The sequence below is a fragment of the Streptomyces sp. WZ-12 genome (assembly GCF_028898845.1).
In the GTDB taxonomy this organism is placed as follows: domain Bacteria; phylum Actinomycetota; class Actinomycetes; order Streptomycetales; family Streptomycetaceae; genus Streptomyces.
Window position 1 is genome coordinate 1,502,242 of record NZ_CP118574.1, and the last position, 20,407, is coordinate 1,522,648.

Annotated in this window: 16 protein-coding genes; 9 read left to right on the plus strand and 7 right to left on the minus strand. The window is 75.4% G+C overall.

Going from position 1 to position 20,407, the window contains the following annotated elements; translation table 11 throughout:
• The first annotated feature begins 19 nt into the window (after positions 1–19).
• The 3 genes from PV796_RS06385 (at position 20) to PV796_RS06395 (ending at position 3,791) form a co-directional block, all read left to right on the plus strand.
• Positions 20–1,447 (plus strand): GNAT family N-acetyltransferase, encoded by a 1,428-nt coding sequence (locus tag PV796_RS06385; protein ID WP_274911932.1) that lies wholly within the window; start codon positions 20–22, stop codon positions 1,445–1,447.
• 70 nt (positions 1,448–1,517) lie between these two features.
• Positions 1,518–3,212 (plus strand): DUF885 domain-containing protein, encoded by a 1,695-nt coding sequence (locus PV796_RS06390; protein WP_274911933.1) that lies wholly within the window; start codon positions 1,518–1,520, stop codon positions 3,210–3,212.
• A 132-nt stretch (positions 3,213–3,344) separates the two neighbouring features.
• Entirely contained in the window at positions 3,345–3,791 is a 447-nt protein-coding gene (locus tag PV796_RS06395; protein WP_274911934.1) for an Lrp/AsnC family transcriptional regulator, read from the plus strand.
• 36 nt (positions 3,792–3,827) lie between these two features.
• Here PV796_RS06395 and PV796_RS06400 read toward each other — a convergent pair whose 3' ends face one another.
• The 4 genes from PV796_RS06400 to PV796_RS06415 form a co-directional block, all read right to left on the minus strand.
• Positions 3,828–6,953: an AAA family ATPase gene (locus PV796_RS06400; RefSeq protein WP_274911935.1), complete on the minus strand. Its 3,126-nt coding sequence runs from the start codon at positions 6,951–6,953 to the stop codon at positions 3,828–3,830.
• Positions 6,950–8,116, minus strand: coding sequence for an exonuclease SbcCD subunit D (locus tag PV796_RS06405; protein WP_274911936.1), 1,167 nt, complete (start codon positions 8,114–8,116; stop codon positions 6,950–6,952). Before PV796_RS06405 ends, PV796_RS06400 begins: the two co-directional genes overlap by 4 nt.
• A 483-nt stretch (positions 8,117–8,599) precedes the next feature.
• Complete coding sequence (locus tag PV796_RS06410; protein WP_274911937.1) at positions 8,600–9,133, minus strand: GNAT family N-acetyltransferase; 534 nt, start codon at positions 9,131–9,133, stop codon at positions 8,600–8,602.
• 57 nt (positions 9,134–9,190) lie between these two features.
• Positions 9,191–9,772 carry a helix-turn-helix domain-containing protein gene (locus tag PV796_RS06415; protein WP_274911938.1) on the minus strand — a complete coding sequence of 194 codons (582 nt, stop codon included), beginning with the start codon at positions 9,770–9,772 and terminating at the stop codon, positions 9,191–9,193.
• A 47-nt stretch (positions 9,773–9,819) separates the two neighbouring features.
• On the opposite strand from PV796_RS06415, the gene PV796_RS06420 reads away from it, so the two are divergent.
• Together PV796_RS06420 and PV796_RS06425 are read left to right on the plus strand one after the other, a co-directional pair.
• Entirely contained in the window at positions 9,820–10,689 is an 870-nt protein-coding gene (locus PV796_RS06420; RefSeq protein ID WP_274911939.1) for a class I SAM-dependent methyltransferase, read from the plus strand.
• Between the two features lie 124 nt (positions 10,690–10,813).
• On the plus strand, positions 10,814–12,532 hold the full coding sequence (locus tag PV796_RS06425; RefSeq protein ID WP_274911940.1) for a BCCT family transporter: 1,719 nt from the start codon (positions 10,814–10,816) through the stop codon (positions 12,530–12,532).
• Positions 12,533–12,742: 210 nt separating this feature from the next.
• On the opposite strand, the gene PV796_RS06430 is transcribed toward PV796_RS06425, so the two are convergent.
• Positions 12,743–13,786, minus strand: a complete 1,044-nt coding sequence (locus tag PV796_RS06430; RefSeq protein WP_274911941.1) for an Lrp/AsnC family transcriptional regulator — start codon at positions 13,784–13,786, stop codon at positions 12,743–12,745.
• A 139-nt stretch (positions 13,787–13,925) separates the two neighbouring features.
• Here PV796_RS06430 and PV796_RS06435 point away from each other — a divergent pair, with 139 nt between their 5' ends.
• The gene (locus PV796_RS06435; RefSeq protein ID WP_274911942.1) at positions 13,926–15,086 is read left to right on the plus strand and encodes an alpha-hydroxy-acid oxidizing protein; all 1,161 of its coding nucleotides are present in this window, start codon (positions 13,926–13,928) and stop codon (positions 15,084–15,086) included.
• Positions 15,087–15,125: 39 nt separating this feature from the next.
• Here the strand turns inward: PV796_RS06435 and PV796_RS06440 are convergent, their stop codons facing one another.
• Positions 15,126–16,391 (minus strand): alpha/beta fold hydrolase, encoded by a 1,266-nt coding sequence (locus PV796_RS06440; protein ID WP_274911943.1) that lies wholly within the window; start codon positions 16,389–16,391, stop codon positions 15,126–15,128.
• Between the two features lie 277 nt (positions 16,392–16,668).
• Here PV796_RS06440 and PV796_RS06445 point away from each other — a divergent pair, with 277 nt between their 5' ends.
• The 3 genes from PV796_RS06445 (at position 16,669) to PV796_RS06455 (ending at position 19,411) form a co-directional block, all read left to right on the plus strand.
• Positions 16,669–17,538: a universal stress protein gene (locus tag PV796_RS06445; RefSeq protein WP_274911944.1), complete on the plus strand. Its 870-nt coding sequence runs from the start codon at positions 16,669–16,671 to the stop codon at positions 17,536–17,538.
• Positions 17,539–17,676: 138 nt separating this feature from the next.
• Complete coding sequence (locus PV796_RS06450) at positions 17,677–17,976, plus strand: DUF1876 domain-containing protein (protein WP_274911945.1); 300 nt, start codon at positions 17,677–17,679, stop codon at positions 17,974–17,976.
• 73 nt (positions 17,977–18,049) lie between these two features.
• The gene (locus PV796_RS06455; protein ID WP_274911946.1) at positions 18,050–19,411 is read left to right on the plus strand and encodes a nicotinate phosphoribosyltransferase; all 1,362 of its coding nucleotides are present in this window, start codon (positions 18,050–18,052) and stop codon (positions 19,409–19,411) included.
• 13 nt (positions 19,412–19,424) lie between these two features.
• Here PV796_RS06455 and PV796_RS06460 read toward each other — a convergent pair whose 3' ends face one another.
• Positions 19,425–20,291: a universal stress protein gene (locus PV796_RS06460; RefSeq protein WP_274911947.1), complete on the minus strand. Its 867-nt coding sequence runs from the start codon at positions 20,289–20,291 to the stop codon at positions 19,425–19,427.
• Between the last annotated feature and the right edge of the window lie 116 nt (positions 20,292–20,407).

Here is a 20,407-nt window from a genome sequence, read left to right on the forward strand (position 1 = left end):
GTTCCGCGAGGCTGTCCGCATGACTGACGCGACTTCCGCCCGTTCCACCCGACGCCACCACTGGCGTCGGGACGTCGTCGAACTGGCCGCCCTGTTCACAGCCGTGGCGGTGGCCGACGCCGCCGCCAACACCGTCGCCCACGGCCCCTCCGGTCCGGTGCTGTTGTGCGCCGGCGCGGCCGCACTGTTGGCCACGACCGGCTTCCACGTCTGGTGGGCGCGCCGGCATGAACACGCCCCACCGCCGACGGACGCCGGGGATACGCCCGCCGCCGACGGGCCGACCGCCACGGCGACCGCAGCGCCGGCGCCCGAGGGCGGCACCCGGGAGGCGGCGCTGTGGCGGATGCGTACCACCGTCCGGGACGAGCCGGGCAGCCTGGCCGCCCTGTGCACGGCGCTGGCCGCCCGCCGGGTGGACATCCTCAGCCTCCAGGCCCACCCGCTGTCCTCCGGGACGGTCGACGAGTTCCTGCTGCGCGCCCCGGCGGAGTTGGCGCCGCGTCACCTGACGGCCGCGGTGGCCGCCGCGGGCGGCGCGGAGACCTGGCTGGAGCGGGCCGACGCGCACGACCTGGTCGACGCGCCGACCCGGATGTTGGGCCTGGCCACCCGCACCGCCCTGGATTCCGCCGAACTCCCGCTGGCTCTCCGGCAGTTGCTTGGGCGCTGCACGCTCCACTCGGTGCCGGCCCGGTCGCTGACCGGCCAGCCGCTCGCCGAAGCCGTGCCCGCCGAGGGCGTGTTGGAGGAGCACACCATGACGTTCCGCGATCCCTCCGGGGGCTCGCTCACCATCGAGAGGCCGCAGTTGCCGTTCACCCCCACCGAGTTCGCCCGGGTGCGCGCGCTGGTCGAGCTGGACACCCGGCTCGGTCAGCGCGTACCGCCGCGCCGCGAGGTGCTCACGCTGCCCGAGGGCAACGCGCTCACGGTCCGCCGCGCCGGCCCCGGCGACCTGACCGCCGCCCGCGCGATGCACCTGCGCTGCTCCGAGCGGACGTTGGTGCGGCGCTACCACGGCCCGGTCGGGGACGCCGACCGCTATCTCGACCACCTGCTCAGCCCGCGGTTCGGCCGCACGCTGGCCGCGGAGACCGTCTCCGGGCGGCTGGTCGCGCTGGGCCACCTGCTGTGGGACGGCGACGAGACCGAGGTGGCGCTGCTGGTCGAGGACGCCTGGCAGCAGCGCGGCATCGGCGCGGAACTGCTGCGCCGGCTGGTCGAGATGGCCGCCGAGACCGGCAGCAAGAGCGTCTACGCGATCACCCAGGCGTCCAACACCGGCATGGTGACGGCGATGCGCGGCCTGGGGCTGCCGCTGGACTACCAGATAGAGGAGGGCACGCTGGTCATCACGGCGCGCCCGACGGGCGCCTGGGACCACCGGGAGCCCCGGGAGTCACGGGAGGCGATCCGGGTCCGGGACGGGTCCCGCCGGGGCTGAGGGGACGCGTCAGCAACGTGAGCCGGAATGATGGTGACGCGGCGGGCTGATCCATACGAGGATGGCCCGCATGTCCAACACCACTACCCCCACGGGCGGTCCGCTGCCCCGCCAGGTCGCCGACGCCTACGTCGACGCGCTCGTCGAACTGGACCCGATCACCGGCACGTTCCTCGGCATCCCCGAGAGCTTCGGCAAGCTCCCCGACTTCTCCCCCGCGGGTCAGGAAGCGGTGGCCCGGCTCGCCCGCACGACGCTGGACGAGTTGGCGGCGGCCGAGGCCCGGCCGGGCGCGGACAGCGCCGCCGAGAAGGTCTGTGCGCGGCTGCTGCGCGAACGGCTCTCCGCGGAGCTCGCGGTCCACGACGCCGGTGAGGGGCTGCGGACGGTCAGCAACATCAGCTCACCGCTGCACCACGTACGCGAGGCCCTCAACCTCACGCCCACCGAAACCGAGGCGGACTGGGCGGCGATCGCCCGGCTGCTGCGCGCCGTGCCCGACGCGCTGACCGGCTACCGCGCCGCCCTCCAGGCCGGCCTGGACAAGGACCTGCCCGGCGGTCCGCTCCAGGTCACCACCGTCATCGGGCAGCTCGCCGAGTGGATCGGCACCGAGCGGAGCTGGTTCGCGGACTTCACCGCCGCCGGCCCCGAGGCGCTGCGCGCCGAACTGGACGCGGCCGCCGAGGTGGCCACCGGCGCCCTGGTGGAGCTGCGCGACTGGTTCCGGGACGTCTACGGCCCGGCGGTCGAGGGCGCGCCGGACGTGGTGGGCCGCGAGCGGTACGCCCGGCTCGCGCGCTACTACAACGGCGCCGACATCGACCCGGAAGAGGCGTACGCGTACGGCTGGTCCGAATTCCACCGGCTGCTGGCCGAGATGACGGCCGAGGCCGAGAAGGTGCTGCCCGGCGCCAAGACGCCGTGGGCGGCGCTGGCGTGGTGCGACGAGCACGGCGAGGCGGTCGAGGGCGTCGAGGAGACCCGGCAGTGGCTCCAGTCGCTGATGGACGAGGCCATCGACGCGCTGGACGGCACCCACTTCGACCTCGCCGAGCCGGTCCGCCGGGTCGAGTCGAAGATCGCCCCGCCCGGTGGCGCCGCCGCCCCGTACTACACCCAGCCGTCGCTGGACTTCTCCCGCCCCGGCCGCACCTGGCTGCCCACCATGGGCCAGACCCGCTTCCCGGCCTACGACCTGGTCTCCACCTGGTACCACGAGGGCGTGCCCGGCCATCACCTCCAGCTCGCGCAGTGGGTGTACGTCGCCGACCGGCTCTCCCGCTACCAGACGACGGTCGGCCTGGTCAGCGCCAACGCCGAGGGCTGGGCGCTGTACGCCGAGCGCCTCATGGACGAACTGGGCTTCCTGACGGTCCCGGAGCGGCGCCTGGGCTACCTGGACGCCCAGATGATGCGGGCGATCCGGGTCATCATCGACATCGGCATGCACCTGGAGCTCCAGATCCCGGCCGACTCCCCCTTCCACCCCGGCGAGCGCTGGACGCCGGAGCTGGCCCACGCGTTCATGGCCGGGCACAGCAGCCGGCCGGCCGACTTCGTCGACAGCGAGATCATCCGCTACCAGGGCATGGCCGGCCAGGCGATCGGCTACAAGCTGGGCGAGCGGGTCTGGCTCCAGGGCCGGGAGGCGGCCCGGGCCCGGCACGGCGCGGACTTCGACCTCAAGGCGTGGCACATGGCGGCGCTGTCCCAGGGCTCGCTCGGCCTGGACGACCTGCTGACCGAGCTCTCGGCGCTCTGACGACGGGCCGCGCACCGCGGCCGGCCACCCGCCTTCGGGGTGTGGCCGGCCGCGGCCGGCTCCGCGCCTCCGGCCGTCAGGGCTGCCCCAAGGCCCTTGCCCGGCCGGCGAATTCCCTGCTAGACAGCGGGGATGACCGGATACTCCCCTGATGCCGTCGACCGGCGCATCCTCGACGTCCTCCAGCACGACGGGCGGGTGGGCCGCGCCGAGTTGGCCCGGGCGGTGAACGTGTCGCCGAGCACGGTCGCCACGCGGGTACGACGCCTGGAGGAGTCCGGGGTGATCTCCGGGTACGCGGCGGTGATCGAGCCGGAACGGGTCGGGCTGCCGGTGCTGGCCTTCGTCCGGCTGCGCCACTCCGGCGGGAACGGCAAACCCTTCCGGGACCTGCTGGCGGCCACCCCGGAGATCCTGGAGGCCCACCACGTCACGGGCGAGAACTGCCTCTTCCTCAAGGTCGCCGCGCGCTCCATGAAGCACCTGGAGGAGGTCTCTGGCCGCATCGGCGCCCTGGGCGAGGTGGCCACGAGCGTGGTGTACTCCTCGCCGCTCCCCCGCCGCTCGGTCAGCACCTGACCCTCCAACGGGGCTTGGCCGCCGGGCCGTTGGCCGTCAGTCCGCCACCGGCCCCCGGTGCCGCACCCGGGAACCCGTGCGGTCCTTGACGACCTCCAGTTGGGCGGGGATGCGGGTCCTGAGGTCGGCGACGTGGCTGACGATGCCCACGCTGCGGTCGCGTTCGCGGAGGCCGTCCAGGACGTCCAGGACCTCGTCGAGGGTCTGCTCGTCGAGGCTGCCGAAGCCCTCGTCGATGAACAACGTGTCGAGGCGGGTGCCGCCGGCCTCGTCGGTGACGACGTCGGCGAGGCCGAGGGCCAGGGCGAGGGAGGCGAAGAAGGTCTCGCCGCCGGAGAGGCTGGCGGTGTCGCGTTCGCGGCCGGTCCAGGCGTCGACGACGTGCAGGCCGAGGCCGGAGCGGCGGGCACCGCCGGCGCGTTCGTCGGAGTGGACGAGGGTGTAGCGGCCGGCGGACATCCGGTGCAGGCGGGCGGTGGCGGCGGCCGCGACCTGTTCCAGGCGGGCGGCCAGGACGTAGGACTCCAGTCGCATCCGGCGGGCGTTCTCTGCGGAGGTGCCGGCGGTGAGCGTGGCGAGCCGGGCGATGCGCTCGTACGCGGTGCGCAGCGGGGCGAGTTGGCGGGCGTCGGCCGTGGCCGCGGCGGAGAGCCGGTCGAGGGCGGTGCAACGCTCGCCGGCGGCGGCGAGGGTCGCGGTGGTGGTGCGGAGCCGGGCGGTGGCGGCCTGGTGGGCGGCGCGGGCGGTGTCCGGGTCGGCGGGCGGGAGGGCCGCGGCGGCCCGGAGTTCGGGGCGGTCGAGTTCGGCGGCCACGGCGGCGGCCTCGGCCTGCCCGTCGTCGTACTGCCGTTGCAGCGCCCGGCGTTCGGCCTCGGGGAGCGTTGCGTCGGCGGCGTCCTGAGGGGTGGCGAAGCCGGCGCGGTGGGCGGCGGCGGAGAGTTGGGTGTCGGCGTCCCTGAGGCGTTCCGCGCAGGCCGCCGCGGTGCGGGTCGCCTCGGCGGCGGCGGAGAGCAGCGCCGCCTGGCGTTCGAGCCGGTCGGCCCGGTCGGCGACGCTGGCGCAGTCGCCGCGGGCCTCGGTCAACTCGCCCTCCAGCGCGTCCCGTTCGCGGTCCAGGGCCTCGCGGCGGGAGGTGCGGGCGGCGGCCCGGCGCTCGGCGTGCCGCTGGTCGTCGCGGCGGCGCTCGTGCTCCCGCTCGGCGCGGGCCAGCGCCTCGCGGGCGGCGTGCAGTGCGGCGCCGGCGGCGTGGGCGCGGGCCACTTCCCGCGTCAACTCCTCGACGTGGGCGGCGAGTTCGATGGTCGGGGTGTCGGCGGCCGCGGCGCTGGCGGCGGCCAGCGCCTCCTTGACCCCCTGGTGGTGGTCCTCCGCGCGCCGGCGGGCGTCCTCGGCGCGCCGGTGGGCGGCCTGGGCGGCGTCCTCGGTCGCCCGGTCGACGTGGCCGGCGCCGGGGCGGGCCGGCGCCGGATGCGCGGTGGAGCCGCACACCGCACACGACTGACCGTCCGTCAGCTCGGCGGCGAGCTCGGCGGCGATGCCACGCAGCCGCCGGTCCTTGAGGTCCAGCCAGTGCTCGTGGGCGGCCGCCGCGCGCTCCCGGGCGATGAGCAACTGCTTGTCGGCGGCGGCGAGTTCGTCGGTCAGGTCGTCGCGGCGGCGGGCGGCGGTGAGCCGTTCGACGGCCGGTGCGAGCTGCCCGGCGAGCTGTTCGGCGCGCCGGACGGCCTCCTGGGCCTCGTCGATGCGGCGCTGGTGGGTGCCGCGGGCGGCGTCCCAGCCGGTCAGCCACTCCGCGGCGTCCAGCAGCGTCTGCTCGTCGGCGTGCGCCTCGCGGTCCACGTCCGCGCGTTCCCGGGCGAGTTCGGCGGCGCGGCGTTCGGCCCGGCGGGCCGCGGCGAGGGAGCCGAGGGTCGCCCGCGCCTGGCGTTCCTGCTCGGCGAGCCGGCCGCCCTCGGCGTCGGCGAGGGCGGCCGGCAGCGGGGCGCGGTGGCGCCGTTCGGCGTCCTGGGCGGCGGTCAGTTCCCGCCGGGCGGCGTCGCGGAGGGCGAGGGCGGGGGCCACCTCGGCGGCGGTGCGGGCGCGCTCCAACCGCGCCTGAATACGGGCGCGTTCGTCGGCGCGGGCGGCGAGCTGCTCGGCGCGCTGTCGGGCGTCGGCGTGGCGGCGTTGGAGGCGGTCGCGGTCGCGGGCCTCCTCCCAGCGGTCGGCCGCGGCGCGTTCGTCGGTCTCGGCGGCGGCCACCGCGCGGTGGGCGAGCGCCAGGCGTTCGCGGGCGCCGACCCGGGCGACGGCGGCGCGGGCCAACACCGCGTCGGCGAAGCCGGGTTCGCCGGGTCCGGGTGCGGTGCCCGCGTCGGCGGGGGCGGTCGGCGCCGCGCTCCGGGGGGTGCGTGGGCCGCGCCCGGCCTGGGCCGGTACGGCGGCGCGGGCGGCCGGCGCCGGCACGGACGGGTCGTCGAGGTCGGGGGTGTCGCCGGCGGCCTGGGCGATCCGGTGGGCGAGCGCGAGCAGGCGCTCGTCGCCGGCCGCGACGCGGTCGGCGGCGGCCTTGCGGCGGGCGGTGAGCTGGTCCTCCAGCGCGGCGAACCGCCCGGTGTCGAAGAGCCGGCCCAGCAGCTTCGCCCGGGCCTCCGCGTCCGCCCGCAGGAAGCGCGCGAAGTCGCCCTGCGGCAACAGCACCACCTGGCAGAACTGCTCCTTGCTCATGCCGAGGAGCTGCCCGATCTCCTCGCCGATCTCCTGGTGGGAGCGGCTGAGCGCGCGCCACGCACCGGCGGTCGGGTCGCCGTCCGGGGCGGGGGCGAACTCCCGCAGCCGGCTGACCGCCTTCTCCTTGGTGGTACCGGCGCCGCGCTTCTTCGGGCGGGGCTGCTCGGGCAGCCGGGTGATCTCCAACCGCCTGCCGGCGACGGTCAGTTCGAGGACGACCTCGGTGGGGGTGGCGGGGTCCGCCAGGTCGCTGCGGAGCGCCTGGCCGCCCTGCCGGGCGCCGGGCACCGAGCCGTAGAGGGCGAAGCAGACCGCGTCCAGGACCGAGGTCTTGCCCGCACCGGTCGGCCCGTGCAGCAGGAACAGTCCGTCGCGCGCGAGCCGGTCGAAGTCGACGGTGTGACTGCCGGCGAACGGGCCGAAGGCGGTCAGGGTCAGCCGGTGCAGCCTCATCGCGCCACCTCCGCGGCCGCGTCGGCGGTCCGCACCTCGTCGATGGCCGAGCGCAGTTCGGCCCGTTCGTCGTCGTCGGCGCCGCGGCCGGCGCGGACGTGGGCGACGAAGTCCTCGGCGATCTCCTGGTCGCTGCGGCCGCGCAGCCGCTGGGCGTACGAGACGGAGGGCCGTTCCGGGGACTCGTCGGGGTCGAAGACCAGGCTGAGGGTGTGCGGGAAGCGCTTGGCGAGCCGGGCCATCGGCTCGGCCGGGCGGGCGCTGTCGGTAAGGGTGGCCTCGACCCAGGAGTCCTCGTGGCGGGTCAACTCCGGGTCGTCCAGGAGGTGTTGGAGGGGGCCGCGGAGCCGGGCGAGCGGGCGGGGCACCGGGCAGTCCACCCGCTCGGCGCGCACGGTGCCCTCCGCGTCGAGGTCGATCAGCCAGGAGGACTTGCGGTGGGCGGCCTCGGAGAAGGAGTAGGCGAGCGGCGATCCGGAGTAGCGGATCCGCTCGGTGAGGGTCTGGCAGCCGTGCAGATGGCCGAGGGCCGCGTAGTCGACGCCCTCGAAGACCGCGGCGGGGACGGAGGCGACCCCGCCGACGGTGATGTCCCGCTCGCTGTCGCTGGCGGTGCCGCCGGTGACGAAGGCGTGCGCCAGCACCACGGAACGGGTGCCGGCGGGCCGGGCGGCGAGGTCGGCCCGGACCCGGTCCATGGCCGCGCCGAGCACCGCGGCGTGGTCGGCGCGCGGGGCGCCGAGGGAGTCGCGCACCATGGCCGGTTCGAGGTACGGCAGCCCGTAGCAGGCGACCGGGCCGTGCGCGTCCGCCAGGAGGACGGGCGTGCCGCACTCCTCCGGGTCGGTGTGCAGATGGATGCCGGCCCGCCGCATCAGTCCGGAGCCGACGCCGAGCCGGCGGGCGGAGTCGTGGTTCCCGGAGATCATGACGGTGGGGACGCCGAGCGCGGCCAGCCGGTGCAGCGCGTCGTCGAAGAGTTCCACGGCGGCCAGCGGCGGCACCGCGCGGTCGTAGACGTCGCCGGCGACGAGCACCGCCTCGACGTCCCGGGTCCGCACGGTCTCGACGAGGTGATCGAGGAACGCGCGCTGGGCGGCGAGCAGGTTCACGCGGTGGAAGGACCGGCCCAGGTGCCAGTCGGAGGTGTGCAGAAGCCTCACGACACCGCTCCGACCTGCATCTTCTCCCCTTCTCCCGGTACCGATTCGCCGGGCACCGACCCGTTATCGCGCCGGCGCGGGCCCGCGCGAGCGCACGGCCGACCCTAGCGGCTGCCGCCGCGCCGGCCCGCACCGCCCTCGGGTTCGGCGGGGGCGGGGCTACCGGCCCACCGGCCTCGGGCTCGGGCACCGCGGGCGCCGAGCCGGCGTCCGTCCGCGGGCGCACGGCGAGGACCGGGGCGGCCGGCCCGGCGAAGCGGGCCGCGGCGATGACGCCGGCGGCCTGGCTGCGGTATACCAACGCGGCCACCGCGCCGAGCAGCGCTACCCGGAGCCCCGCGCCCGCCGGGTGCGCCCCTGACGGCCGGCGCCGCGCGGCACGTCACGCACGGGACAGCAACGGGCGCCCGGCACCGCCTGGTTCAGCTCGCGACCACTCGTGCCTCCCGCGCGCCCGCACCGCCAACACCCGCACCCGCGCCGTCAGTCGACCCGCATCGCCAGGACCTGCCCCGGCCAACTGCCGGCCAGGAAAGCGTCGGTGGGCGTGAAGCCGTTGCGCTCGTAGTACGCGACCAGTTCGCCCCCGCCGCCCGCCCAGCAGTCGACCCGCAGCAGCGCCACGCCGGCCCGCCGGGTCTCCGCAACGGCGTGCGCCAGCAGCGCCGCCCCGACGCCCCGGCCGGCCTGCCGCCGGTCGGAGACCAACAGCCGGACGAACCGCTCGGCTTCGCCCGCCGGCGGGATCGGCACCTGCGGGTTGGGGCCGGTGTCCAGCACCAGGGTCCCGACGGGCACCCCGTCCAACTCCGCGATGTGCGGCTCGTTTTCGGTCAGGTACCGCTCCACCCGCGCCACCCCGCCGGGCTTGCGCGAATACGGGGTCGTGCCCCACTGCTCGGTGTTGCCGCGCGCGTTCATCCAGGCCACCGCGGCGTCGAGCATCCCCAAGACGGCCGGCGCGTCGGACGGTTCGCCGGGCCTGATCCGTATCCCTCGTGTGGTGTCGTCGTTCACGGCGGCAGCCTAGAGGGGTCCCGCAGCGTGCGCCGCGCGCACGTCGCCCCTGTCCCCTCAAGCCTCGTCGGCGCCGTGCAGGTGGGCGCGTTCGCCGTTGTGGTCGAGGAGGGTGAGGATCTCCACTGGGCCTTCGTGCGCGCCGACGGAGTGCGGGGTCATGGTGGAGAACTCCGCGGCGTTGCCCTCCTGGATGAGCAGGACGCGCTCGCCGAGTTGGAGGCGGGCGGTGCCGGACAGCACCGTGAACCACTCGCTGCCGGGGTGCACCGCCAGGTGTTCCGGGCCGGTCGGCCGCTCGGGGGTGATCCGCATCTTCGCCACGGTCACCCCGTGCACCGAGCGCTCGCGGGACAGCAGCCAACTGGTGATCCCCGGCGTGTGGCAGGGCTGCGGCCGGATCACCACGTCCTCGTCCTCGTCGGACTCCACGAGCTGGTCCAGCGTGGTGTCCAGGGCCCGGGCGATCGGGACCAACTGGTCGAGGGCGATCCTGCGGCGCCCGGTCTCGATGCGGCTGAGGTTGGACGGGCTGAGGTTGCACCGGGCGGCGAGCGCGTCCAACGTCCAGCCGCGGGCCCGCCGCAGCCCGCGGATCCGTCGGCGGATCACGGCGTCCAGATCCAATTCTTGCTCCATGGGCAAGAGTGTATGCATTTCGCGCACGGCGCGCTTAGCGTGAAGGCATGACACCGCACCGGCACGACCAGCACCTCCACCACCACAAGCAGCCAGAGGAGCACCAGGAGCACCGCGACCACGAGGCCGGTCTGGCGGACCTGCTGGACCTCGACGCGGAGGTGCTCGGCCCGTTCCTCGACGAGGTCACCGGCTGGGTCCGCGGGCAGACGAGGGCCGCCCCTCGGGCGATCGTCGACGTGGGCGCCGGAACCGGCACCGGCACGGCGGCGCTGGCCCGCCGCTTCCCCGGGGCGCGGCTGGTCGCGGTCGACCGCTCGCCGGTCATGCTCGACCGCGTCGCGGCGACGGCACGCACCCAGGGGCTGGCGGAACGGCTGCGCGTGGTCCCGGCCGATCTGGACGTCGCCTGGCCCGAGATCGGCGCCGTCGACCTCGCGTGGTTGGCCTCGTCGCTGCACCACGCCCAGGACCCGGACCGACTGCTCCGCGACCTCCACGGCGCGCTGCGCCCCGGCGGCCTGTTGGTGGTCATCGAGATGGACGGCATGCCGCGCTTCCTCCCCGACGACCTCGGCATCGGCTGCCCCGGTCTGGAGGCGCGCGGTAAGGAGGCCATGGCGCGGGCGCGCTGGAACGCGTACCCGAACTGGCGCCCCCATCTGGAGCGGGCCGGATTCGCGGACGTGGCGGAACGCGCCTTCACCTTCGACATCCATCCCGCGCCACCCGCCGCCCACCGCTACGCGCACGGCGTCCTGCGCACCCTGCGCCACGGCCTCGCCGACCAACTGGCCGCCGACGACCTCGACACCCTCGACCGGCTGCTGGCGGTGGACGCCCCCGAGTCCGTGCTGCACCGCGACGACCTGATCGTCCGGGGCCGCCGGATCGCCTGGGCGGCCCGCCGCCCCTGAACCGCGCGCCCGCGGGGAGTCGGCCGAGCGGCCCGCCCCGCCCACCGGCCAGATGGGATGCGCACCGGCCCGAACGGCGCGCCAGCCCCGCAAATCACCGCATTCCGCACCATAGTGGGGCGCCATGAGCACGGAGCCCTCGTATCCCGTCGCCCCCGACCAGAAGCCCCCACAACAGCCCCCGGACCCCACGATCGTGACCATCGGTGTGGTGGCGGTCCTGCTGGTGGTGGGGTGGGCGTCCATCGGGAAGGACAACTTCGCCACCGTCTCGGACACCGCGTTGCACTGGGTATTCGCCAACTTCGGCTGGCTGTTCGTGGTGGGCGCCGACTTCTTCCTGGTGTTGTGCGTCGTCATCGCGTTCAGCCGGTTCGGCGCGATCCGGCTCGGCCGGGACGACGCGGAGCCGGAGTTCACCAACCTCGCCTGGATCGCGATGATGTTCAGCGCCGGCATGGGCATCGGCCTGATGTTCTACGGCGTGGGCGAACCGCTCCAGCACTACGTGTCGCCGCCGCCCGGTTCCGGCGTGCACGCCAAGACGCTGAGCGCCGCCCGCACGGCCATGGAGTACTCCTTCTTCCACTGGACGCTCACCCCTTGGGCGATCTACGGCGTCGCCGGCCTCGCGCTGGCCTACGCGGGCTTCCGCAAGGGCCGGGGCAACCGGCTGAGTTCGGCCTTCGTCCCGCTGATCGGCGAGCGGCGGGCCAACGGCGGACCGGGCAAGGCGATCGATCTGCTCGCCGTCTTCGCCACCGTCTTCGGCACCGCGACCAGCCTGGGCCTGGGCACCCTCCAGGTCGCCGAGGGCCTCAACTTGACGGCGGGCGCGCCCAGTTCCCGGACCCTGGAGCTGATCATCGTCGCCGCGCTGTCGGCGGCCTTCGTGGCCTCCGCCTTCTCCGGGCTGCACCGCGGCGTGAAGTGGCTGAGCACCCTCAACATCGCGCTGGCGGCCCTGCTGATGGTCTTCGTCTTCGTGGCCGGCCCGACCGTGTACGTGCTGAACACCATCCCGGCGAGCCTGGGCGGTTACCTCAGCGAACTGCTGCCGATGGCCTCGCGGACCGGCGCCTTCACCGACCCCGCCTGGCTGGGCCAGTGGACGATCTTCTACTGGGCGTGGTGGCTGTCCTGGGCGCCGTTCGTCGGCACCTTCCTGGCCCGCATCTCGCACGGCAGGACCATCCGCGAGTTCCTCATCGGGGTGTTGCTGGTCCCCAGCGGCGCGACCATGGTCTGGTTCTCCGTCATGGGCGGCAGCGCGATCCGCCTGGACGCCAACGGCCGGGCCGAGTTGGCGTCGATGGTCGCCAAGGGCGCCGAGGCGTCCCTGTTCGGGCTGCTGGACAGCCTCCCGCTGGGCACGCTCACCTCGTGGGTGGCGATGGTGCTGGTGATGACGTACTTCGTGACCAGCGCCGACTCCGCCTCGCTCGTCATGGGCTCGCTGACCAGTCGGGGCGCGCTGCACCCGCGGACCTGGCTGGTCGTCCTGTGGGGCGTGTTGATGGCCGCGGTCGCGGCCGTGTTGCTGATCGCCGGCGGGCTCAGCTCGCTCCAGACGGCGACGATCCTGGTGGCGCTGCCGTTCGTCCTGGTGATGCTGGCGCTGTGCTGGGCACTGTTGGCCGAACTGCGCGAGGACCCGGGCGCCGGCGCCCCGCGACACGCCCTGCACGGACTGCGGGACGCGGTGACGGCCATGGTCGGCGAGGCGGTCACCGAGCACAGCCGGCCCCAACACCCGCGCCTGCAACGGCTGCGCCGCGCGGCCAGCACGCGACGCGGCGAGGGCGACTACGGGGACGGGGACGGCGACGACGGGGTGCGGTGACGGCCCCGCCCCGCGACACGGTGCAGCACGCCTGGGAGTGCCGCACCACCGGGACCCTCAACTCCCCCTCCGCATCGACAACTTCAGCCGTCCCAGGGTGTGCAGCGCCGGCGCGGTGCCCGTTCCGACGTCCCGCACGCGGGAACGGGGCCGCGGTCACAGTCACGGTCACGGTCACACCACGGCGCCCACAAGTACATTGACGGGGCGTCATATGTGCGGCTCGGCCCAGACGTCGGGGGGAACCACTCCGATCGAGCGGCCGTGGGGGTCGAGGAGGCGGCCGAGGAGTTTGTCGTGGCGGAGGGTGACGACGCGGTCGACGATGTCCAGGGTGGGGTGGGCGGTGGCGAGTTGGGTCTCCAGACGCAGGGCGTCGGTGACGGAGTGGAGGCTGGCCTGCACGAGGAGGTTGTGGGGGCCGCTGACGGCGGCGCAGTTGCGGGTCTCGGGCAGGCGGATCAGGGCGTGGCCGACGGCCGGCAGGTCGGCGGGCGGGACCTTGGCCCAGAAGGTGAGGGCCACGGGCCAGCCGCCGAGGGGGCGGGCGAAGTCGCAGCGGAATCGCAGGACATCGAGTCGGGTGAGCTGCTCGATGCGGCGCTTGACGGTGGAGAGGCTGACGCCCAGGGCGGTGGACAGTGTCTGGTAGGAGGCGCGGCCGTCGCGGGCCAGGCAGGTGAGGAGGGCGCGGTCGGCGGTGGTGAGGTCGCCGGGGCCGCGCCGGGGCGTTGGGGGCGGGGGTGGTGCGGTGAGTTGGGCGCGTTGGTCGGGGGCGAGGGCGGCGATGCGCCAGCGGCCGCCCTCGGTGAACATGTGGGTGACGATCCGGGCGTCGACGGCGGTGATGCCGGGGACGTGCGGGAGCAGGTCGAGGGTGTAGCGGGAGAGGGCGGGCAGGTCGCGGGTGGCGACGGTGGCGAGGATGTCGTGGGCGCCGGCGGAGCGCTCGATGGTGAGCATGTGGGGGTGGCCGGCGAGGGCCCGGGCGACGGCGGCGGTGGTGTCCGGGGCGCAGTCGATCTGGGCGAAGCAGACGCACATCCGGTCCAGCATCCGTGGGCCCGGCGAGAGTCCGACCCAGGCCGTGCCGTGCTCGGTGAGGCGGTGGAAGCGGCGGGCGACGGTGACCGGGTCGACGGCGAGGGCGCGGCCGAGCTCGGTCCACGAGGCCCTCGGCCGGAGTTGGAGCGCATGGATCAGCGCGAGGTCGTCCTCGCTGAGTGGTGTGGCGTCCGTGACAGCTTCCTGCATTCGTGGCCGCCTCTTGGCGAGATTCCTGCGATTTCCCTCATCCCGATGACCAGTCTCGCACTGTAGGGAGCGGCGGGCCCGCTCGCATGGGGCGGGTGGGCCGCGGAAGTCAGCAGGTCGGGACCAGGAGGAGCGGATCGTGGCGTTCGCCGATTACCAGAACGAGATCTACTTCGACGGGCTGCGCGGGGTGGTACCGCGGCTGCCCATGAGTTACGCCGAGTTGGAGCCGCCGGCGCAGGCGGCGATGCCCCCGTCGGTGCGGTCTTACGTCGCCGGGGGTGCCGGGGACGAGCAGACCCAGCGGGCCAACGTCACCGCCTTCGGGGAGTGGGGCCTGGTGCCGCGCATGCTGGTCGGTGCGAGCGAACGGGACCTGTCGGTCGAGCTGTTCGGCCTGCGGCTGCCCTCGCCGTTGTTCATGGCCCCGGTCGGCGTGCTCGGGCTGTGTGCGCAGGACGGCCACGGGGACCTCGCCGCCGCGCGGGCCGCCGCCCGGACCGGCGTGCCGATGGTCGCCTCCACGCTGTCCGTCGATCCGATGGAGGAGGTGGCCGCCGAGTTCGGCGCCACTCCCGGCTTCTTCCAGCTCTACACGCCCACCGACCGGGAGTTGGCGGAGAGCCTGGTCCGCCGGGCCGAGGCCGCCGGCTTCAAGGGCATCGTGGTCACCCTCGACACCTGGGTCACCGGCTGGCGCCCCCGGGACCTGGCCGTCAGCAACTTCCCCCAGTTGCGCGGCCATTGCCTGGCCAACTACACCAGCGACCCGGTCTTCCGCTCCCGCCTGACCAAGTCCCCCGAGGACGATCCGGGGGCCGCGGTGCTGCGTTGGGCGCAGCTCTTCGGCAACCCCCTCACCTGGGACGACCTGCCCTGGCTGCGGTCGCTGACCGACCTGCCGCTGATCCTGAAGGGCATCTGCCACGCCGACGACGCCCGCCGCGCCAGGGACGGGGGCGTGGACGGCATCTACTGCTCCAACCACGGCGGCCGGCAGGCCAACGGCGGTCTGCCGGCGCTGCGTTGCCTGCCCGGGGTGGTCGAGGCGGCGGAGGGGCTGCCCGTCCTGTTCGACTCCGGCGTCCGCTCCGGCACGGACGTCGTCAAGGCGCTCGCCCTGGGTGCGTCCGCCGTCGGCGTCGGCCGCCCCTACGCCTACGGCCTGGCCCTGGACGGCGCCGACGGCATCGTGCACGTCCTGCGCTCGCTGCTCGCCGAGGCCGATCTGCTCATGGCCGTCGACGGCTACCCGACCCTGGCCGACCTCACGCCCGACGCGCTCCAGCGTCTCCGCTGACGCGGGACGGTCCGGTTCCCCCTCGCCCGCCCGACGGGCTCAGGCGCGCCCCGCGGCCAGGTCCATCAGGCGGGCGAGGACCCGGTCGCCGGAGGCGGCGAGGCCGTCGTGTTCCCACTCGTTGGTGACCCAGACCCGGGCGGCGCCGAGGGTACGGGCGGTGTCCAGGGACAGGCCGGCGTCCACGTACATGTCGTCGTGGTAGACGACCGCGGCGACCGGGACGGTGTTGGCGGCCAGGCGCGCCGGGTCGTACAGCGGCGGCCAGTCGGCGCGCCGGGCGAGGAGTTCCGCGGCCTCGGCGAACGGCCGCAGGCCGCGGACGTCCCGGAACATCCAGGGATAGACCATCTCGCCGGTGAGCAGCAGCGGGTCGGCGTCCTCGGCGAAGGCGGGGAGGGCGGCGTGGGCGCGGTCGGCGGCCCAGGCGGTGGGGCCGGCGCCCTGGCCGTAGAGGGTTTCCTGGAGGACGGCGTAGAGGGGGTTGTCGGTGAAGCCGGTGAGGGCCATCACCTGGTAGCGGAAGGTGTCGGTCAACTCGCCGTCGTCGTCCAGCGCTTCGTCGAGGAGCCAGTGCAGGCGCTCGAAGCCGTCGCCCATGCCGAGGACGAGGCCGAGGGTGCGCAGGCGGCGGACGGTGAGCCGGTCGCCGTCGGGGAGCCGCACGTCCCGGGTGGCGAGGAGGTCGGCGATGCGGCGCAGGCGCCCGGCGTCGTCGGGGTAGCGGGCGTAGAAGGCGTGGCCCCGGTCCCGGACCCGGGGGAAGGTGCGGGCGTAGACCTCGTCGGCGGTCGCGGCCAGGCCCGGCAGTCCGCCGGCGACGTAGCACGCCCGGAGCCCTTCCGGGGCGCGGGAGAGGTAGGTGAGGGTGAGGAAGCCTCCGTAGCTCTGGCCGAGGGTCTCCCAGGGGCGGTCGGGGCTCAGCGCGCGGCGGATCAGCTCGGCGTCCGCGACGATCGAGTCCGCCCGGAAGTGGCCGAGGTGGGCGGCCAGTTGGGCCGGATCGCGGAAGCGGGCGGCGGCGCGGGCGGTGAGCGGCGTGGAGCGGCCGGTGCCGCGCTGGTCCAGGAGGAGGACGCGGTGCGTCTTCAGGGCGTGCGCCAGCCAGCCCGGCGAAGTGCCGGTCGGGCGGGGCGACTTGCCGCCCGGCCCGCCCTGGAGGAACAGCAGCCAGGGCAGCTCCTCGCCGGCGCGGGCGGGGTCGACGAACTCGCGGGCGAAGACCCGGAGGGTGGCGCCGTCGGGGGCGGCGTGGTCCAGGGGGACGGTGAAGACGTGGTCGGTGGTGGCGTGTGCGGGGTTCATCGGTGGTGGTCTCCCGTGGGTCGTGGTGGGTGCGGGCCTCAATGACCGGCAGGCCGTGGCGGGTTGGCGCGGCCTGTGGGCCATTCTCGGGCCACGAGGGGCCGCGCCCTCCGGCGGGCGCCACCGCCCGTCACCCGGGGCGCACGCACCGCGGTCGGGGCAGGCACGGCGAGCGGGGCCGGTTCGGCGGAGACTGGAGGTGCTGCGCACCGCGGGCCGTGGTGGGGAGCGCCACGGCGTCCGGCGGCGGTGGGTGGACCGGGAACGAGGTGAGGTCATGCAGGACGTGATCACCGTGGGCGTCGACGGAACGCCCGAGGCGACGGCGGCCGCGCTCTGGGCAGCGGACGAGGCGGGGCTGCGGCGGGCCCGGCTGCGGCTGCTGCACGCCTGGGTGCTGCTGGCGCCGGAGCCTGAGGACGGGGTGGCCGGGGAGGACGAGCAGAACTACTGGCCGCACCGGATCCTCGGCGACGTCCACGATGCCGTCCGGGACCGCCACCCGGACCTGCCGGTGGACGAGTGCCTGGTGAGCAAGGACCCGCAGCTCGCCCTGGAGGAGGCGGCGGACCAGTCGAGCCTGCTGGTCCTGGGCTCGCGGGACCTGGGCGCGATGGCGCGGTACGTGCTGGGCGAGATCGGCCTCAAGGTGGTGGCGCACACCCGCACCCCCACGGTGCTGGTGCGGTCCCGGGCGGGCGCGGCGGCGCCGGCGCCGAACGCCCCGGTGGCGGTCGGGCTGAGCCTGCACGAGCCGTGTGCGGCGCTGCTGGAGTTCGCGTTCGAGAGCGCGGCCCGGCGGGGCGCCCCGCTGCGCGTCGTGCACGGCCGGCACCTGCCGTCGTTCGCGTACAACCGGGGCGGCGGGGTCGAGCCGATCGTGGCGAAGCAGACGGCGGCGGACGCCCGGGAGGAGCTGGTGGCGGCGCTGCGGCCCTGGCGGGAGACGTTCCCGGAGGTGTCCGTGGCCCCCCGGGTGGAGCTGGAGGGCCCGGCGCGGGCGCTGCTGCGGGACGCCACGGACGCCGCGCTGCTGGTCGTCGGGCGCCGGCACAAGCTGCACTTCCCGGCGTCGCGGATCGGGCACGTCGTGCATGCGGCGGTGCATCACGCGCCGTGCCCGGTGGCGATCGTGCCGCACGAGTGAGTGGGCCGTCCCGTTCCGCAGCCCCGGCCCCCGGTCTGCGATCCGGCCCCACGGACAGGCGCCCCGTCCCGTTTCTCCCAACAATGGGTGCAGGGGCGAGGAGACGGGGCGCCCCGGCGGACACCGCGGAGGTGAGCCATGGCGAAGACCACCGAGTGGCCGGTCCGGCTGGTCCTCACCGAGGAGGACGGGACGACCCGGGCGCGGGCGGAGCTGGACACCGGAACCCGGACGCTGACCGGGCACGGCCGGGCCCGCTGCAACCCCGCTGACCCGGACGTCCCGGTGATCGGCGACGAGTTGGCGGCCGGCCGGGCGATGAAGGACCTCGCCGGACAGTTGATCAAGCTGGCCGACCGCGACCTGGCGGGTGTCGGCGCCGCGCCCCCCGGGCACGAGCGGCACACCCTCTACGGCTGGACGGACGAGCTGGCCTGACGTCCGCCCACGGGCCGGCCGCGGGCCGTGCGGAGGCGTCCGCCGGCGCGCGGGGCCCGGGAAGGAGCCGGCGATGCCGGAGCCGACGACGGCCGGTCCGACCACGACCGACCTGTACGAAGTGACCATGGCCCTGTCGTATCTGCGCGAGGGGATGACCGGGCCGGCCACCTTCAGTTGCTTCGTCCGGGAGCTCCCCGCCGACCGCGGGTTCCTGGTCGCCGCCGGGGTGGAGTCGGTGCTCGACTTCCTGGGCCGCTTCCGGGTCGGGCCGCAGGACGTCGAGGTGTTCGCGCAGGCGCTCCGCCGGCCCACCGCCGAGCTGGCGCCGCTGTTGGGGATGCGGTTCGCCGGGGAGGTGCGGGCGGTGCCGGAGGGGCGGGTGGTGCTGGCCGGTGAGCCGTTGCTGGAGGTCACCGCGCCGCTGCCGCAGGCGCAGTTGGTGGAGACCTTCGTGCTGAACCAGCTCAGTCACCAGACGACGGTGGCGTCCAAGTGCGCCCGGTGCGTGCTGGCGGCCCGCGGCCGACCGGTGGTGGACTTCTCGCTGCGGCGGACGCACGGGACGGAGGCGGGGCTGCGGACGGCGCGGCTGGCGGCGATGGCGGGCTTCGCGGGGACCAGCAACGTGGCGGCGGCGCACGCCGAACGACTGCCGGCGGTCGGCACCATGGCGCACTCCTACGTCGAGGCGTTCGAGGACGAGGAGAGCGCGTTCACCGCCTTCGCGCGGGCCCATCCGGGTCCGGTGACGTTCCTGGTGGACACCTACGACGTCGATTCCGGGGTGGCGGCCGCGGCCCGGGTGCTGCACGCCCTGGACCGCGCCGAGGGCTCCGCGATCCGGCTGGACAGCGGCGACCTGGGGGCGCTGGCGGTCCGGGCGCGGGCCATGTTGGACCGGGCCGAGCTGCCGGGGGTGCGGATCGTGGTCAGCGGTGGGTTGGACGAGTTCGCGGTGGACGACCTGGTGCGGTCCGGGGCGCCGATCGACGTGTTCGCGGTGGGCACCCGGGTCGGGGTGAGCGCCGATGCGCCGTACCTGGACTCGGCGTACAAGCTGGTCGCCTACGACGGGCGGCCGGTGATGAAGCTGTCGGCGGCGAAGGTCACCGCGCCGGGCCGCAAGCAGGTGTTCCGGCACCGGGGGTGCCAAGACGTGATCGGGCTGGCCGAGGAGCCGGTGCCGGCGGGCAGCGTGCCGTTGCTGGAGACGTTGCTGCGCGAGGGGGTGCGGTGTGCGCCGCGGACGCCGCTGGCGGAGGCCCGGGCGCGGCTGGCGGCGGACCTCGCGGAGCTGCCGGCGGCGGCCCGCGCGATCCGCTCGCCGGTGCCGGTGACGGCCTCGGTCTCCGCGCCGCTGGCTGCACTGGCGGCGGACGTGCGGCGGCGGATCGAGCGGGCGGTGCTGGCGCCGTACGGGCACCCCGCGTGAGGGTCGGCCCGGCTCAGCGGCGCGGGACCACCACGACCGGGCAGGCGGCGTGGTGCAGCGCGGCGTGCCCGACCCGGCCGAGTTGCAGCCCGAAGTGGCCGTGCCGGTGGCGGGCGCCGAGGACCAGCAGGTCCGCGGCGGCGGACCGGCGGATCAGCACCTTGTGCGCCGGCCCCTCGACGGTGGTGCGGCGGACGCGCACCGCCGGGTGTTCCTCGGCCTCCGCCGCCACCGCCGCGTCGACCAGCGCCGACGCCCGCTGCTCGTAGTGGTGCTCGGGCCCGGCGGCGCGCTCGGCGCGGTCGGCGGTCTCGTAGGCGGGGCAGCGCCAGGCGCGGACGGCGTCCAGGACGCAGCCGCGGGCCTCGGCCTCCCGGAAGGCGAAGCGGACGGCCGGGGAGCCCGGTGCGGTGTCCCCGACGCCGAGCAGCACCCGGTCGTGGCCGCTCTCCAGGCCGGCCTTGTCGCCGCGGACGACGACCACGGGGTGCGCGGCGCGGGCGGCCACCGACAGGCTGACCGAGCCCAGCAGCAGGTCGGCGAACTCCCCGCGGCCCTTGGAGCCGAGGACCACGGCGGTGGCGTAGGGCGCCTCGCGCAGCAGCACCGTGACCGGGTCGTCGGCCAGCACCTGGACGGAGATCTCGACCTCGGGGTTGCGGCGGGCGGCCCGTTCCGCGGCGGTGCCGATGACGCGGTCGGCGATGGCCTGTTCGGCGGGGGCGTGTTCCGGTGGGGCGACGCCTTCGTAGCGCTCCCATTGGGAGGCGTGGACCAGGCGCAGCGGCAGCCCGTGGCGGGCCGCCTCGTCCACCGCCCAGTCCAGGGCGCGCAGCCCGGCGTCCGATCCGTCCACGCCTACGACCAGGGGGAGTTCCATCGTCCCCACCGCCTTCCGCCGCTCGGGTCGTGGCCGGGCCGGGGCGGGCGCCGCGGCGGGCGCGGCCGGCGGTGCGGGGCGTCGGCCGCGGCGACCGGATGCGCCTCGGCTCCCTT